Here is a 15,143-nt window from a genome sequence, read left to right as displayed (position 1 = left end):
GTGGATGCATGGATGGTGTTAGCCGCGTTCAAGGAACGCCTCCTTTTCCGGATTGAGGTATTCGTCGATCGATGCGGCGAGGGCGGGGTGGGCGCCCAGTGAGGGGTCGCCGCCGACGATCGCCTGCGCGTCCTGCCGTGCCCGGGCGATCACGTCCTCGTGTTCCAGGACCCGCAGCAGCTTCAGCGTGGACCGGCCGCCGGACTGCGAGGCGCCCAGAATGTCGCCTTCACGGCGCAGCTTGAGGTCCTCCTGGGAGAGTGCGAAGCCGTCGGTGGTGGCCGCAACGGCGTCGAGCCGGCGGCGGCTCGGGTGGCCGGGCTCCAGGGCCGTGACGAGCAGGCAGGTGCCCGGCAGCCCGCCGCGGCCCACCCGGCCGCGGAGCTGGTGGAGCTGCGAGATGCCGAAGCGGTCCGCGTCCAGGATCACCATCAGGGTGGCGTTGTGGACGTCCACGCCCACTTCGATCACGGTGGTGGAGACCAGGAGTTTGGTCTGGTTGGCGGTGAAGGAGGCCATGGTTTCGGACTTCAGCGCCGGGTCCAGCCGGCCGTGCAGCGGCGCCACGGGCACGCCGGCCAGGGCCGGTTCGTCCCGGAGCTGTTCGACGACGGCGGTGACGGATGCCAGTTCGCGCGCCGCGCTGTCGCCGTCGGGATCCGCGGCGGACGGTTCGGCCTCGCCGGGACTGAAGTCCCCGTCGTCGTCCGAGCCGATCTTCGGACAGACGATGTACACCTGGTGGCCGGCGTCGATCTCCTCCCGGGCGCGGCTCCAGATGCGGGTGGCCCAGGCCGGGTGTTCCGCGAGACCGACGACGTGGGTGGTGATCGGCGCGCGCCCGGCCGGCAGTTCGTCGAGCACGGACGTTTCGAGGTCGCCGAACACGGTCATGGCCACGGTCCTGGGGATGGGGGTGGCGGTCATGACCAGCAGGTGCGGGGGCTTCCTGGCCTTGGACCGGAGCACGTCGCGCTGTTCGACGCCGAAGCGGTGCTGTTCGTCCACCACGATCAGCCCGAGGTCGTAGAAGGAAACGTTGTCGCTGAGCAGGGCGTGGGTGCCGATGACAATCCCCGCGGTTCCCGAGGCGGCGTCCAGCATGGCCTGTTTCCGGGCCGCGGCCGGCATGGAGCCGGTGAGCAGCGTGACCTGGACCGCGTCGGGGCCGAAGCCGCCAAGCATGCCGTCGCGGGACAGCGGCCCGAGCGTGCGGCGGATCGATTCGAAGTGCTGCGCGGCAAGGACCTCGGTCGGGGCCAGCAGGGCAGCCTGTCCGCCCGCGTCGACCACCTGCAGCATGGCGCGCAGGGCCACGATGGTCTTCCCCGAACCGACTTCGCCCTGGAGCAGCCGGTTCATCGGCGAGTCCTGGGCGAGCTCAGCGGCCAGGGTCTTCCCGACGGCGGCCTGTCCGGCCGTCAGGGTGAAGGGCAGCTGCCGGTCAAAGGCGGCCAGCAGCCCCTCCGCGGCGGCCCGGCGGGCGGTGGCCTCCTCCGCGGCGAGCTGGGCGCGGCGCCGGGCGAGGGCGGACTGGAGCACCAGGGCTTCCTGGTAGCGGAACCGGTCCCGGGCGCGCTGCCAGTCTGCGGGGCCGTGCGGGGCGTGGATGAGCCGGTAGGCGTCGGCGACCGGCACGAACTTCTCCCGGGCCGTGATCTCCGCCGGCAGCGGGTCAGGCAGGGCGTCCAGGTCCGCGGTCTCCAGCAGCGTGGAGACGACTTTCTGGATGGACCAGCTGGTCAGCTTGGCGGTGGCCGGGTATACCGGGATGGGCATGGCGGCGAGCGCCTCCGGGTCCATCCCGGGGGTGTCCGGGTCCTCGTCCAGCAGCTGGAAGTCCGGGTTCGTCAGCCCCAGGGCGCCTCCGTAGCGGGTGATCTTTCCGGAGAACAGGGCGCGGCGGCCCGGCTGCAGCTCGGCCTTGGCCCGGTGGCCGTTGAAGAAACTCACCTTCAGGGTGCCGGGCCGGCCGGCGCCCGGGGCCGCGGCGCCGGCGTCGTCGGTGATCACGACGTCGGTCAGCGAGCCGCGCCGGGTCTTCATGAACCGGGAGCTGCTGCTGACCACCCGGGCAATCAGGGTGACGTCCTCGTCGAGCGGAACCTCGCTGATGGGTGTCAGTTCGCCGCGGTCCATGTAGCGGCGGGGGAAGTGGTCCAGCAGGCCGCCGACGGTGGCGATGCCAAGGTGCTTTTCGATGACCGCCGCGGAACGCTTGCCGACCCGGCGTTCCAGGGCCAGTGCCGCTTCGGCGTTGCGCAGCTCAGCGTTCATGTCCGTCGGGGGCCTGTCCTGCGGGTTCGCGGTCGGCGGAGTCGCGGGGTTCAGCGTCCGGCACGGCAAGGTCAGTGACGCTGATGTCCGAGGGTTCGCCGAGGGAGCGGATCAGCGCGACGGCCGGCGCGGCGGCGGGCACGTGGACGTGGACGCGCCAGCGGTAGGTCCCGGACGCGTCGGCGGCCCCGCCGACCTGGCTCATGATGACGGACTCGCCCATTTCGTCGAGCCGCTGGCGCATCATGGCGGCGTCCAGGGGTGAAAGCGTGATGGTGCACATGACTTCCACGCCTTCGTCACGCGGCATGCCGGCATGGATGTGGGGGTCCTGGACGTCGTAGCCGTGCAGTCCGTCGAGCAGCTGGTCCTGGAGTTCCTCACCGAGAACGGCGGAGCGGAGGCAGTCGAGGACCAGCAGCATCCCGACGCCGCCGGCATCCACCACGTGGGCGGCGTGCAGGGCCTCCAGCTGGTCCTCAGTGCGCACCACAGCCGCGACGGCTGCGTCCACGACGGCGTCCAGGGCCAGGCCAAGGGTGTGGTTGCTGTCGTCGCCGTCGTGCGCAGAGTCCACGGCGGCCGCGGCGCGGGCGGCGGCCTCCATCACGGACAGCATGGTGCCGGGAACCGGGTCGCTCAACGCGGACCAGGCCCGGAGCTGGGCCCGGTTCAGCGCCGCGGCCAGCAGGGGCGCGCTCAGCCGGTGGTGGCCGGCGAGGGGTTCGGCCGCGGCGCAGAGGAAGACAGCGAGCAGGGTGCCGGAGTTGCCGCGGGCCTTTTCCATGGCGGCCAGGCCGGCCCGGGCGAGGACGGCGCCAACGTCGTTCCGGGCCGGGTCCGGCGGGCCGAAGGAATGCAGGGACGGGTCCGGGCTGATCTGTGGCAGCGCGGCGGTGTCCAGGCTGTGGAGGGCCTGGGCGGCGGCCCGCACGGTCAGGTACAGGTTGGTGCCGGTGTCGCCGTCGGCAACCGGGAAGATGTTGATGGCGTTCAGGCGGTCGCTGTGGTTTCCAAGCGTTGTTTCTGCCTTGCTCAACCACCGCTTCATCGCTTGCGCGTTCGCGGCAATCTTAGTCTGCAAAGTGATCCCATCCCACAGTGTCAGCGGGCCTGCCCGCTATCTTGACGCCCCCGCGGTCCGTTGGTGCAGGGGCTTCTACCGAGCCTATCGCAGTGAAACCGTGAGGCAGCTGAAGACCGGGTGGGAATGTGGCAAGCAGCCCGTGGTCCTCCCCGCCGCCCAGGACCCAGGCCATTGGGTCTGCGCCGAGCAACCCGGCGGCAGGCAGCAGCGGAACCGCCAGTTCCCGCAGTGCCGCCGCGTCGAGGTTCAGGACGGTGTGGCTGGCGGACGCCATCCGTTGGCCGTCACGGACCAGCCCGTCGGAAATGTCCATCATGGCTGTGGCTCCGGAATCCCGGGCCAGCGGGCCCGCGGCGAGCGGGGGCATGGGCCTGCACTGGGTATCCATCAGGGCGCGCTGTTCCCGGTCCAGGGCCTCGACGGGGTTCGTCGATTCCAGCAGCGCGAGACCCGCCGCGGCACGGCCCACGGTGCCGGCGAGCGCCAGGACGTCCCCGGGCCGGGCCCCGGAGCGCAGCACGGCGGCGCGGCCGTCGAGGCTGCCAAGAATCGCCACGCTCACCGCCAGCTCACGGCCGCGGCCGAGGTCCCCGCCGGCCACGGCGCAGTCCGGGGCACCGAGGTCCCGGATGCCGGCACTGAGTCCGTCGGCGAAGTCCTCGACCCAGGCAACCCGGGTTTCCGGGGGCATGGTGAGGCTGACCACGAGGGACGTGGCCCGCGCCCCCATGGCGTTGATGTCGCTGAGGTTCTGCGCGGCGGCCTTCCAGCCGACGTCGTAACCGGTGGTCCGGTAGCCGTTGTTCCACTCCAGGCGGAAGTCCTGGTCCGCCACCTGGGTGTCGATGCTGAGGACGGTCCGCCCGTCCGGAACGGCCACAATGGCGGCGTCGTCGCCCGGGCCCAGGATCAGGGACGGGTTGTGTTCCTGGCCGTAGTGCAGGCGCGGGAAGATGCGTTCCAGCAGTTGGGATTCGGAGAGCCCCGCCACGGTCAGGGCCGCGCCGGACGGCGTCGGCCCGGGCAGGGCCGGCCTCGGCGGCGTCACCCCGGACAGGGTCGCTTCGGAAAGTGGGACAGGCTCGTGTTCAGGCACAGCCCTACGCTACCGCGCGGGCCCGCCACAGCCGCACAGCGCCGGAACCGGCGGGCGATACGCCGGGGCAGCGTGTTCAGCGCTAGCGGCTGCAGCGCCTTGCCACAACGCCCGGCAGGCCGGGATAGGCTTGAAGTATGCAGCGCTTCCGTTTCCCGGCTTCCGCACGTCCGCTCCGCAGTCTGGCCGCGGCGGCGGCGGCGGCGGCAGGGATCCTGCTGAGCGCCTGCGCTCCGGTTGTCGACGTCACGCCGGCCAAGGACGCCGCGAACGCGGCGTGTGCCCCGATGATGGTCGCGCTGCCGGATGCGATCGGCGAAGCCAAGCTGCGCAAGACCAACAGCCAGGCCACAGCAGCGTGGGGGGATCCGTCCCTCGTGGTCCTGCGCTGCGGGGTGAATGTTCCGGGGCCGACGACGGACCGCTGCGTCAGCGTCAACGGCGTCGACTGGGTCATTAAGGAAGGCGACCCGGTGTGGACGCTGACGACCTTCGGACGCGAACCGGCAACCGAGATCCTGATGGACCCGGACAAAATCAGTTCGGCAACCGTACTGGCCGACCTCGCGGCCGCAGCCGCCAAGGTGCCGGCGACGCGCAACTGCGTGGGCCAGGCGGACCTGCAGAACCTGCCGCCCACCCCGTAGCGTCCCGGCAGGGCCTGGCCACCGCGCACCGGTGGCCGGACCCGCGGGTCTGGCGCAGGGCCGCCGGTCTAGCGCAGGCCTGTTTTGCGGTGCAGCGCCAGGTAGATCAGTTCGTCGATGAGTTCCGCGTACCCCAGGCCGGACGCTTTCCACATCTGCGGGTACATGCTTTTTGGCGTGAACCCGGGCATGGTGTTGATCTCGTTGATGATCAGCTCGCCCTCGGGGGTGTAGAAGAAGTCGACCCGGCTGAGCCCCTCGGCCCCGACTGCGTCGAAAGCGACGGCGGACAGCTCACGGACCCTGGCGATGGCTTCGTCCGGGAGGTCGGCCGGGCAGCTGAGCGCCGCCGCGTTGTCCACATATTTGGCATTGAAGTCGTAGAACTCGTGCCCGCCGCCAGCCACGGAAATCTCGCCCGGCATGGACGTCCGGGGGCTGTCGGTGCCCCTGCCCTCCAGCACGGCGCATTCGATCTCCCGGCCGACAACGCCGGCCTCGATGACGAGTTTCGGATCGTGCTGACGGGCGGCCTCAATCGCTGCGTCCAGGCCGTCGAGGGAGTCCACCTTGGAGATGCCCATCGAGGAGCCGGCCCGCGCGGGCTTGACGAAGACCGGGAAGCCGAGCTGGTCCACACGTTTGCGGACGGTTTCGGGATCGTTGCGCCACTGCCGGTCCGTGACGGCGATGTAGGGCCCCACGCGGAGCCCGGCGGATTCGAAGACCACCTTCATGAAGTGCTTGTCCATGCCGACGGCGGACGCAAGTACACCGGCACCCACGTAGCGGGTGTCGGAGAGTTCCAGGAAACCCTGGATGGTGCCGTCCTCGCCGAACGGGCCGTGCAGCAGCGGGAACACCACGTCCACCGCGCCCAGTTCGTGCGGGACCTCGTTCGGGGAGGCCACGATGAGCTGGTGTTCGCCGCCGATTTCGGCCAGCGTCACGGTCTGGGCCGAGGATGCGACCTCGGGCAGGGACGATGCAGAGAGTGACCAGTCGTCGGTGTCACCGGAAGCCAGTACCCACTGGCCGGTCTTGGCGATCCCGATCGGGATGACCTCGTACTTCGTCTGGTCGATGGCACCGAGGACCCCGGCCGCGGTGACGCAGCTGACGGCGTGTTCGCTGGAGCGGCCGCCGAAGAGGACGGCCACGCGGGGCCTGGACCGTGCGGCCCGGCCTTGTGTTGATTCGTTTAGTTCCGACACTCTCAGTAATCGCCTTCGCGTTTCAGGTCCCGGGACAGCAGCAGCGGCCCCAGTTCGTCTACGGACAGTTTTCCGGCCAGCACGGCAACAACGGCCGCGGTGATGGGCATTTCGACGCCGAGCTTGCCGGCGAGCTCGTGCACGGCCTGAGCTGACTTGATTCCCTCGGCGGTCTGCGTCATCCGCGCCGTGACCTGGTCCAGGGTCAGCCCCGTGCCCAGCAGGCGGCCGGCGGTATGGTTCCGCGACAGCGGCGAGGAGCATGTGGCGACGAGGTCACCGAGGCCGGCGAGGCCGGCCATTGTCTGGGCCTGGCCGCCGAGGGCAAGTGCGAGCCGCGAGGTTTCCGCAAGCCCCCTGGTGATGACAGAAGCTTTCGTGTTGTCGCCCATCTGCTTGCCTTCGCAGATGCCCACGGCGAGGGCGATGATGTTCTTGACGATGCCGCCGATTTCCACGCCGGCTACGTCCGCCGTCGTGTACGGCCGGAAATACGGTGCGGTGCAGCTCCGCGCGACCCAGCTGGCGGCACCAAAGTCGGAGCATGCCACAACAGAAGCGGTGGGCTCTTCCCGGGCAATTTCCATGGCCAGGTTGGGCCCGGACACCACGGCGACGTGGCTGGCGGGGATGCCCAGCTCTTCGCAGATCACCTCGCTCATCCGGGCGTCAGAATTCAGTTCCAGGCCCTTCATGAGGGAGACAACCAGGGCGCCCTGGGGCAGCAGGTGTTTCCATTCGCGCAGCTGTGGCCGCAGGGTCTGGGCCGGGACCGCGAGGACCACCAGCTGGGCTCCGGCCAGGACTTCGGCGACGTCGGTGGAGGCGGTGATGCTGGGCGGAAGGGCGATGTCCGTGAGGTATTGCTCGTTCCGGTGCTTCAGGTTAATCTGCTCGACGACCTCGGCGCGTCGGGCCCAGAGCCGGATGTCGCGCTCCACGCCGGACGCGGCGGCCGCGTCCGCGAGGATCTTCGCGAAGGTGGTCCCCCATGATCCGGCGCCGAGTACGGCAACGTTCGTGGCGGATGGTCCCCGCATTTGATCGAATGTCATTCGTCGCTGTCCCCAAGGTTCTCTTTGGGTGTGCCGGGGCCGCCGGCTTTGCCGTCGGCCTCGATGAACCGGCCGTGCGTGGACTGGTTGTGGGCCGAAGGGTCCCAGCGGACCAGGGGCGGCTGTCCACCGCGGAGCGTGGCCAGGAGATCAGTGATGGCATCCATGATCACGTTGGTGGCCTCAGTGAGGGTGGCTTTGTCCAGCGGACGTCCGGTGAAAGCGCTCAGGTCCACGGGATCCCCCACGACCAGTCGGGACGTCTTGCGCGGAAAGATGTGGAACCGCTTGGCGTAGCGGGGCAAGACCTCTTGGGCTCCCCAGTGTGCCATCGGCACCACGGGAATACCGCCTTCCAGCGCCATCCGCGCGGCACCGGTGTGGCCCTTCATGGGCCACAGTCCGGGGTCCCGGGTCAGCGTGCCCTCGGGGTAAATGATGATGGCCCCGCCCTCGTCGACGACTTCCTTGGCGATCTGCAATGCCCGGTTGGCGCCCGCCGTCGAGCGTTCCACCGGGACCTGCTTGGTGGCGCGCAGCACGAATCCCAGCACGGGCACCTTGAAGAGTCCGGACTTGGCCAGGAAGCGTGGCATCCGCTTCTGGTTGTACAGCATGTGCCCCACCACCAGCGGATCGATTTCGGTGCAGTGGTTGGGTGCGGCGATGAAGCCGCCGGCGGGCAGCTTCTCCAGGCCGATCCATTCCTTCCGCATCAGCAGGTTCATTACCGGCCGGACAATCCCGGCGACAACGACAAAGGTGATGCGGCTCTTCGCCGATTCGTTCACTTCGTCCCCCGCTACTTCGCGGCGGTGATGTCGAAATCGGCGCCCAGGCCCGCGAGCTTCTCCGTGAAGCGCTCGTAGCCGCGGTTGATGATGTCGATTCCGGTGACCCGCGAGGTGCCGTTGGCGGCCAGCGCCGCGATCAGGTGGCTGAAGCCGCCCCGCAGGTCCGGTACGTCGATATCGGTGCCGGTCAGCTGGGTGGGGCCGGAAATCACGGCTGAATGCAGGAAGTTGCGCTGGCCGAAGCGGCACGGGACACTGCCGAGGCATTCGCGGTGGACCTGGATGTTGGCGCCCATCCGGATCAGGGCCTCGGTGAAGCCGAAGCGGTTCTCGTACACGGTTTCGTGGACAATCGACACACCCTCGGCCTGCGTCAGGGCGACAATCAGCGGCTGCTGCCAGTCGGTCATGAAGCCGGGGTGCACGTCCGTCTCGAGGACCAGCGGGTTGAGCTTGCCGCCCTTGTGATAGAAGCGGATGCCGTCGTCGCCGATGTCCATTCCGCCGCCGACCTTGCGGTAGGTGTTGAGGAAGGTCATCATGTCGCGCTGGGTGGCGCCTTCGACGAAGATGTCGCCCCGGGTGACCAGCGCCGCCGAGGCCCAGGAGGCCGACTCGTTGCGGTCCGACAGCGCCCGGTGGTTGTAGCCGCCGAGGTCCGTGACGCCCTCGATCCGGATGGTGCGGTCCGTCTGGACGCTGATGATCGCGCCCATTTTCTGCAGCACCGCGATGAGGTCGACAATTTCCGGCTCGGTGGCCGCACCGGAAAGCTCGGTGATGCCCTCGGCCCTCGTGGCGCTCAGCAGCACCTGTTCGGTGGCCCCCACGGAGGGGTACGGCAGGGAAATCTTGGCGCCTTTGAGCCCGTCGGGGGCGGAGATGTGGATGCCGCCGGGGCGCTTTTCCACCACGGCGCCGAACTGCCGCAGCACGTTCAGGTGGTAGTCGATGGGGCGGTCACCGATTTTGCAGCCGCCCAGGTCCGGAATGAAGGCCTCGCCGATCGCGTGGATCAAGGGACCGCACAGCAGGATCGGGATGCGGGAATCGCCGGCGTGCGCGTCGATCGCCGTGTGCGAGGCCGTCTTCGCGTTGGTCGGGTCGAGGGTCAGATCCCCGGTAACGGGGTCTTTCTCGACGGTGACGCCGTGCAACTGGAGCAGGCTGGTGACAACCTCGACGTCCTTGATTTCAGGGACGTTGCGCAACACGGACGGCTCATTGCCCAGCAGGGCAGCCACCATGGCCTTGGGGACAAGATTCTTGGCCCCCCGCACGGTGACGCGGCCAGTCAGCGGGACGCCTCCGCGGATTGTCAAAACACTACTCATATACCGGTTTCCTCACGACTACTCGCCCCCAAATCCTTACAAAGGCACCAGCTAAGCATAGGAGCTAGCGTTACCGATCTGAAATACGGCGTGCGCCCGGCCTGTCGCCCGTGCCCCGGCGGCCGCCGTCGAAAACCAGACAACGCGGGGTCACGTACGGCCGGTCCGGGGTTCCGGGACGGGCCGTACGTGACCCCGCGTTGCAGTGGCGGCGCAGGTCAGTGCGGGTCAGGGCAACTGGAAAGCTAGGACAGCCTGGCCGGCAGGGTTTTGGGCATAAACGACGGCCTGGTGGTCTCGAAGGTGGTGATGTCTTCCTCATGCTTGAGGGTCAGGCCGATGTCATCCAGGCCCTCGAGGAGGCGCCAGCGGGTGTAGTCGTCGATCTCGAACGGAGCCACGATGTTGCCGCACTGGACGGTCTTGGAGACGAGGTCCACGGTGACCGCGGTGCCGGGGGCGTTCTCCAGTTCCTTCCAGATGAGTTCGATGTCGTCCTGGGCCAGTTCGGCGGCGAGCAGGCCCTGCTTGCCGGAGTTGCCGCGGAAGATGTCCGCGAAGCGTGAGGACAGCACGGTCTTGAAGCCGTAGTCCTTGAGCGCCCAGACGGCGTGCTCCCGGGAGGATCCGGTGCCGAAGTCGGGGCCGGCCACGAGCACGGAGCCGGCGTTGAAGGGTTCCTGGTTCAGGATGAACGCCGGGTCCTTGCGCCACGCCGCGAACAGGGCGTCCTCGAAGCCGGTGCGGGTGATGCGCTTGAGGTAGACGGCCGGGATGATCTGGTCCGTGTCGACGTTGCTCTGGCGCAGCGGGACGCCTATTCCGGTGTGGGTGGTGAATTTTTCCATGACGGATCCTTCTGGGCTGTGTGGATCTGGGGCTGTCGGAAGCTAGGCGGCGGCGGTGCCGCTGGCTGCGGAGCCGGGGGCGGGGTCCAGGTCCGACGGCGAGCTCAGGGTGCCGCGCACCGCCGTTGCCGCTGCCACGACCGGGGAGACCAGGTGGGTGCGTCCGCCCTTGCCCTGGCGGCCCTCGAAGTTGCGGTTCGAGGTGGAGGCGCAGCGCTCCCCCGGTTCCAGCTGGTCCGGGTTCATCCCCAGGCACATGGAGCAGCCGGCGAAGCGCCATTCGGCGCCGAAGTCTTTGAAGACCCGGTCCAGGCCCTCGGCCTCGGCTTCGAGCCGGACGCGGGCGGATCCCGGCACCACGAGCATCCGGATATTGGGATCCTTGGTGCGGCCGCGGACGATGTCCGCGGCCGCACGGAGGTCCTCCATCCGGGAGTTGGTGCAGGAGCCCAGGAAGACCGTGTCCACGCGGATGTCCTTCATCGGGGTGCCGGCTTCCAGCCCCATGTACTGCAGCGCGCGTTCCGCCGCCGCCTTGGCGTTCTCGTCGCCGAAGTCCTCGGGCGAGGGCACCTTGGCGGACAGGGAAACGCCCTGGCCGGGGTTGGTCCCCCAGGTCACGAACGGTTCCAGCGTATCGGCGTCGAGGTCCACCTCGACGTCGAACGTCGCGTCGTCGTCGGTGCGCAGGGTGTTCCAGTACTCGACGGCGGCATCCCACTCGGCGCCCTGCGGCGCGTGCGGGCGGCCGAACATGTAGTCGTACGTGGTCTGGTCCGGTGCGACAAGCCCGGCGCGGGCGCCCGCTTCGATGGACATGTTGCAGATGGTCATCCGGGCTTCCATGGACAGCGCCCGGATCGCGGAGCCGCGGTACTCGAGCACGTAGCCCTGTCCCCCGCCGGTGCCGATCTTGGCGATGACGGCCAGAATGATGTCTTTGGCGGAAACGCCGGGCCGCAGGGCGCCCTCGACGTTGATGGCCATGGTCCTGAAGGGCTTCAGCGACAGCGTCTGGGTGGCCATGACGTGTTCCACCTCGGAGGTGCCGATGCCCATCGCGAGGGCCCCGAAGGCGCCGTGCGTGGAGGTGTGCGAGTCACCGCAGACCACCGTCATGCCCGGCTGGGTGAGGCCAAGCTGCGGGCCCACGACGTGGACGATCCCCTGCTCGGCGTCACCGAGCGAGTGCAGCCGGACACCGAATTCCTGGCAGTTGTTGCGCAGCGTCTGGATCTGCGTGCGGCTGGTGAGATCGGCAATTGGCTTGTCGATGTCCAGCGTGGGAGTGTTGTGGTCCTCGGTGGCGATGGTGAGGTCCGGCCGGCGCAGCTTGCGCCCGGCCAGCCGCAGTCCCTCAAACGCCTGCGGCGAGGTCACCTCGTGCACCAGGTGGAGGTCGATGAAAAGAAGGTCCGGCTGGGCGTTGGCTCCTTCGCCATCGCCTTTGCGCACCACGTGCGCGTCCCAGACTTTCTCGGCCAGTGTCTTTGCCACGGCCTTCTCCCTTCACTGCGGTGTTCGTACTTGCCGGCTTGTTGTCTCCACTGAATCAGCACTCCCGCGTAATGCGCCAGCGAGTTGACTTGCATCTCAGATAATGAGACGGCAATATCATTACATGGACAATTCTAGTGGAGTCGGTGTCATCGATAAAGCCGCCCATGTGCTTGACGCACTTGAGGCTGGCCCAACCACCCTGGCGCAGCTTGTTGCTGCCACCGGACTGGCGAGGCCCACCGTGCACCGGCTGGCACTGGCGCTGGTCCATCACCGGCTGGTCAGCCGTGACATCCAGGGCCGTTTTGTGCTCGGCAGCCGCCTCGTGGAGCTCGCCTCCGCGGCCGGCGAGGACCGCCTGATCGCCTCCGCGGGCCCGGTCCTGATGCAGCTCCGCGACGCCACCGGCGAAAGCGCCCAGATCTTCCGCAGGCAGGGTGACTGGCGCGTCTGCGTAGCCTCCGCCGAACGCCCCATCGGCCTGCGCGACACCATTCCCGTCGGCACCCAGTTGTCCATGAAGGCCGGCTCCGCCGCCCAGGTGCTGCTCGCCTGGGAGGACCACGACCGGCTCCTGGAGGGCCTGCAGGCCGCCCGCTTCACCCCCACCGTCCTGGCCGGAGTACGACGGCGGGGTTGGGGCCAGAGTCTCGGCGAACGCGAGCCCGGGGTTGCGTCCGTTTCCGCCCCCGTCCGCGGACCGTCAGGCCGCGTCATCGCTGCGGTGTCGATTTCCGGGCCGATCGAGCGGCTGACCCGCCAGCCGGGCCGGCTGCACGCCGAAGTTGTCTGCAACGCCGCCCGAGTGCTGACCGAGGCCCTGCGCAAGACCAGCGACTAAGGGTCAGGCCCGCAGCGGTCGCCGCCTGGACTTCGATACCGAAGCCCACAAAGGCAGCTCCGTGTCGAGCAGTCCTTGAACGGAAAACACATCCGAGCCATTCAGGCGCTTTGGGGCAGGAAGTATTCGGGGCACGTGTCCTCGAGCGGCTCTGGCCAGTAAAGGTCCTCCGGGTATACCGGATCTTCCGGCTCTGCGGCGGGGAATCCGTGTGCGGCCGTGAAGAGGTGCCAGTCCGGGAAGGGGTCTTCGGGCAGTGCCGCGTCCGCGTCCGCGTCCGCATCCAGGTCCGGGAACGTGAACGTGAACGTGTCCGTGTTCGCGTCGGTGGGTGTGGTCAGGAGGCCGGGTGGCCAGTGAGGTGGCCAGTGGGGTGGTTCCCAGTCCTGTTCTTCGCTGGGGTAGTACCGTCCCGAGGGTGAGGTCCACCCCGGTGGTTTGTCTTTGCTGGCCCCGGAGGGTGTCCACGCCGAGCCGTGTTTGAGTCTGTGGTGTCTGGGGCAGGGCTGTCCGAGGTTGGAGATCCCGGTGGTCCCTCCGTCGGCCCAGGCCAGGAGATGGTCCGCGTCGTTATCCAGCGAGGCGTTGTTGCAGCCCGGGAACGGGCACTTCCCGTCGCGCAGGCGCAGCCACCGGCGCTGGGCTTTGGTGAGGCGGTAGCGGGTCCGGCCGATTTCCATCGGGGCCCCGTCCCGCGGGTCGGTCAGGACCCGGTAGAACGACCCTGCACCCTCGGCGATGAGGCGCCGGGCCATCGAGGGCGGGATCGGCCCGTACCCGTCCAGGACCGCCGGCTCCCCGGTCACGCCCAGCAGCGACAGGACCGGGACAGTGATCAGGACCTGCGCCCGCGGCACCGGAACATCCCCGCACCCGGCCCTCGTGTGCCCGCCCAGCCCGGTGCCGGCGAGAAGCAGGGTCGCGGCGATGTCGGCGCGCAGCTGGGCCAGGGTGCGGGCCTCGCCGGGGCCCTGCAGGGCCCGGGCGGCCGCGGTGGTCCGGTCCCAGATCCCCGCAGCGGTATCCGCCGGCAGATACGCGGAGAACCAGGCCATCCCGTCCCGGTCCGGGAGGAACTCCACCCGCCGGTCCGCGGCACCCTTGGTATGGCGTTTCTCGATGCTGACGGGGTGGTGGCGTTCCCGCCAAACACGTGTTTTGGCCCGGAACCGTCCCGGGACAAGCTCCCCGGCCGGACACCCACGGGCCGGGTTCGGTGCGTGCGCGTCCAGGAAGTGCGCTTCCAGCCCCGCCGCCCCGGCCCGGTCCAGGTTGGTGGTTTCATCGACCATGATCCGGGCGTGCTGCCAGGAGATCGTCCCGGCCTGCAGCGCCGCCAGGGTCAGCGGCAGCGACGTGGTCAGTGCCTGGCAGTCGCCCAGGAACGCATCCGCGGTCCGTTCGCTGACGGTCAGGACACCGGCGACCTCCGCGGTCACGGCCATATCCTGGACGGAGTCCAGCAACGACGCCGGCGTCAGGGCCCTGGTGGCCTGCACGTATTCCGCGGCCAGCCGCACCTTCAACGCCGCCGTCCCCGCCTCCAGCCGCGCCACCCCCGCCAACGCATCCAGACAGTCATCGGCCAGATCCCGCAACGGATCGATGCCCCGGAACGGATCCGTGTCCCGCAGCTGCGGTCCGTCCGCGCCCGCCCCGATGAACGCAGCAAGCGCAGCCGTGGACGCGGCGACAGCCGCAAGGGCCTGTCTGCTTTCCACACTGAACGCTGCTCCGCTGTCCATACCCCAAGCGTAAATCTGGGCTCCGACAAAAAGATGAACCAGCCGGGTGGCAGCGCGACACCGGAGACGACGACCAAACCGCCCACCATGAACCAACGGGCTCCACGGTGCACGACTACAGGAAGCACAGGTTCTGCATAGCGGAAGCATTAGGCTGTCCGCATGAACAGCTATGCGGTGTTTCTGCGTGGGGTCAATGTCGGTGGCGTGACCATCAGGATGGCCGAACTGAAGGAGGCCCTTAAGTCCCGGCCGTTTTCAGCGGTGAAGACGCTCCTGGCCAGCGGCAACGTCGTGCTTTCGAGTGAGCTGTCCCCGGTCGGCGTCAAGGAGGAATTCGAGGCCTGCCTCCGGGATGCCTTCGGCTATGACGCCTGGGTGGTGGTTCTGGCGGCGGACCGGGTGAGCGAACTGGTCGCGGCGTGTCCCTACCCGGCGGACGACAAATCCACGCACACTTATCTCACGCTCGGCTCGGACGCCGAAGTGCTTGCCGAGCTGTTTGCGGCCGGCAGCGCAGTGAACGGGGCCGAGTTGACCATGCTGGGTCCGGAGGCCCTGGCTTGGCTGGCCCCGGCGGGCGGCACTCTGGACAGCCCGTTCAGCAAGCTCTCCTCAAAGCCGAAGTACAAGGCTTCCACCACCACCCGCAACCTGCGCACCATGGTCAAGGTCCGCGACGCCGCAGCCCCGGCGTAGTCGGAG

Annotated in this window: 13 protein-coding genes; 3 read left to right on the top strand and 10 right to left on the bottom strand. The window is 68.7% G+C overall.

Annotated features, from left to right (window positions below):
* Positions 1–18: 18 nt before the first annotated feature.
* Genes AC1MFL_RS16535 through thiL form a run of 3 tightly spaced genes read right to left on the bottom strand, consistent with a single transcriptional unit; the run spans position 19 to position 4,361 of the window.
* Positions 19–2,277, bottom strand: coding sequence for an ATP-dependent DNA helicase RecG (locus AC1MFL_RS16535; protein WP_479811201.1), 2,259 nt, complete (start codon positions 2,275–2,277; stop codon positions 19–21).
* Positions 2,267–3,328, bottom strand: coding sequence for a DAK2 domain-containing protein (locus AC1MFL_RS16530; protein WP_479815533.1), 1,062 nt, complete (start codon positions 3,326–3,328; stop codon positions 2,267–2,269). The genes AC1MFL_RS16535 and AC1MFL_RS16530 overlap by 11 nt, the downstream gene beginning before the upstream one ends.
* A gap of 22 nt (positions 3,329–3,350) precedes the next feature.
* Entirely contained in the window at positions 3,351–4,361 is a 1,011-nt protein-coding gene (thiL, locus tag AC1MFL_RS16525; protein ID WP_479815531.1) for a thiamine-phosphate kinase, read from the bottom strand.
* Between the two features lie 236 nt (positions 4,362–4,597).
* Here thiL and AC1MFL_RS16520 point away from each other — a divergent pair, with 236 nt between their 5' ends.
* Entirely contained in the window at positions 4,598–5,107 is a 510-nt protein-coding gene (locus AC1MFL_RS16520; RefSeq protein ID WP_479811199.1) for a DUF3515 family protein, read from the top strand.
* Between the two features lie 68 nt (positions 5,108–5,175).
* On the opposite strand, the gene AC1MFL_RS16515 is transcribed toward AC1MFL_RS16520, so the two are convergent.
* From AC1MFL_RS16515 to leuC, 6 genes are all read right to left on the bottom strand, one after another.
* Complete coding sequence (locus tag AC1MFL_RS16515; RefSeq protein ID WP_479811197.1) at positions 5,176–6,321, bottom strand: D-alanine--D-alanine ligase family protein; 1,146 nt, start codon at positions 6,319–6,321, stop codon at positions 5,176–5,178.
* 2 nt (positions 6,322–6,323) lie between these two features.
* Positions 6,324–7,361 (bottom strand): NAD(P)H-dependent glycerol-3-phosphate dehydrogenase, encoded by a 1,038-nt coding sequence (locus AC1MFL_RS16510; RefSeq protein WP_479811195.1) that lies wholly within the window; start codon positions 7,359–7,361, stop codon positions 6,324–6,326.
* An 11-nt stretch (positions 7,362–7,372) separates the two neighbouring features.
* Entirely contained in the window at positions 7,373–8,167 is a 795-nt protein-coding gene (locus tag AC1MFL_RS16505; RefSeq protein WP_479811193.1) for a lysophospholipid acyltransferase family protein, read from the bottom strand.
* 11 nt (positions 8,168–8,178) lie between these two features.
* Entirely contained in the window at positions 8,179–9,504 is a 1,326-nt protein-coding gene (gene murA / locus AC1MFL_RS16500) for a UDP-N-acetylglucosamine 1-carboxyvinyltransferase (protein ID WP_479811191.1), read from the bottom strand.
* Positions 9,505–9,749: 245 nt separating this feature from the next.
* Entirely contained in the window at positions 9,750–10,352 is a 603-nt protein-coding gene (gene leuD, locus AC1MFL_RS16495; protein WP_226759553.1) for a 3-isopropylmalate dehydratase small subunit, read from the bottom strand.
* A gap of 42 nt (positions 10,353–10,394) precedes the next feature.
* The gene (leuC, locus tag AC1MFL_RS16490; protein ID WP_479811189.1) at positions 10,395–11,849 is read right to left on the bottom strand and encodes a 3-isopropylmalate dehydratase large subunit; all 1,455 of its coding nucleotides are present in this window, start codon (positions 11,847–11,849) and stop codon (positions 10,395–10,397) included.
* A 124-nt stretch (positions 11,850–11,973) separates the two neighbouring features.
* Between leuC and AC1MFL_RS16485 the strand changes: the two genes are divergently transcribed.
* The gene (locus AC1MFL_RS16485) at positions 11,974–12,693 is read left to right on the top strand and encodes an IclR family transcriptional regulator (RefSeq protein WP_463962776.1); all 720 of its coding nucleotides are present in this window, start codon (positions 11,974–11,976) and stop codon (positions 12,691–12,693) included.
* A 101-nt stretch (positions 12,694–12,794) separates the two neighbouring features.
* Here the strand turns inward: AC1MFL_RS16485 and AC1MFL_RS16480 are convergent, their stop codons facing one another.
* Complete coding sequence (locus AC1MFL_RS16480) at positions 12,795–14,438, bottom strand: HNH endonuclease signature motif containing protein (protein WP_479811187.1); 1,644 nt, start codon at positions 14,436–14,438, stop codon at positions 12,795–12,797.
* Positions 14,439–14,600: 162 nt separating this feature from the next.
* On the opposite strand from AC1MFL_RS16480, the gene AC1MFL_RS16475 reads away from it, so the two are divergent.
* Positions 14,601–15,137: a DUF1697 domain-containing protein gene (locus AC1MFL_RS16475; RefSeq protein ID WP_479811185.1), complete on the top strand. Its 537-nt coding sequence runs from the start codon at positions 14,601–14,603 to the stop codon at positions 15,135–15,137.
* The last annotated feature ends 6 nt before the right edge of the window (positions 15,138–15,143 follow it).

This window comes from Arthrobacter sp. BG3 (assembly GCF_056680185.1).
Note: the sequence above shows the minus strand (reverse complement) of the source record. Positions and strands in the feature narration are given on the sequence as shown.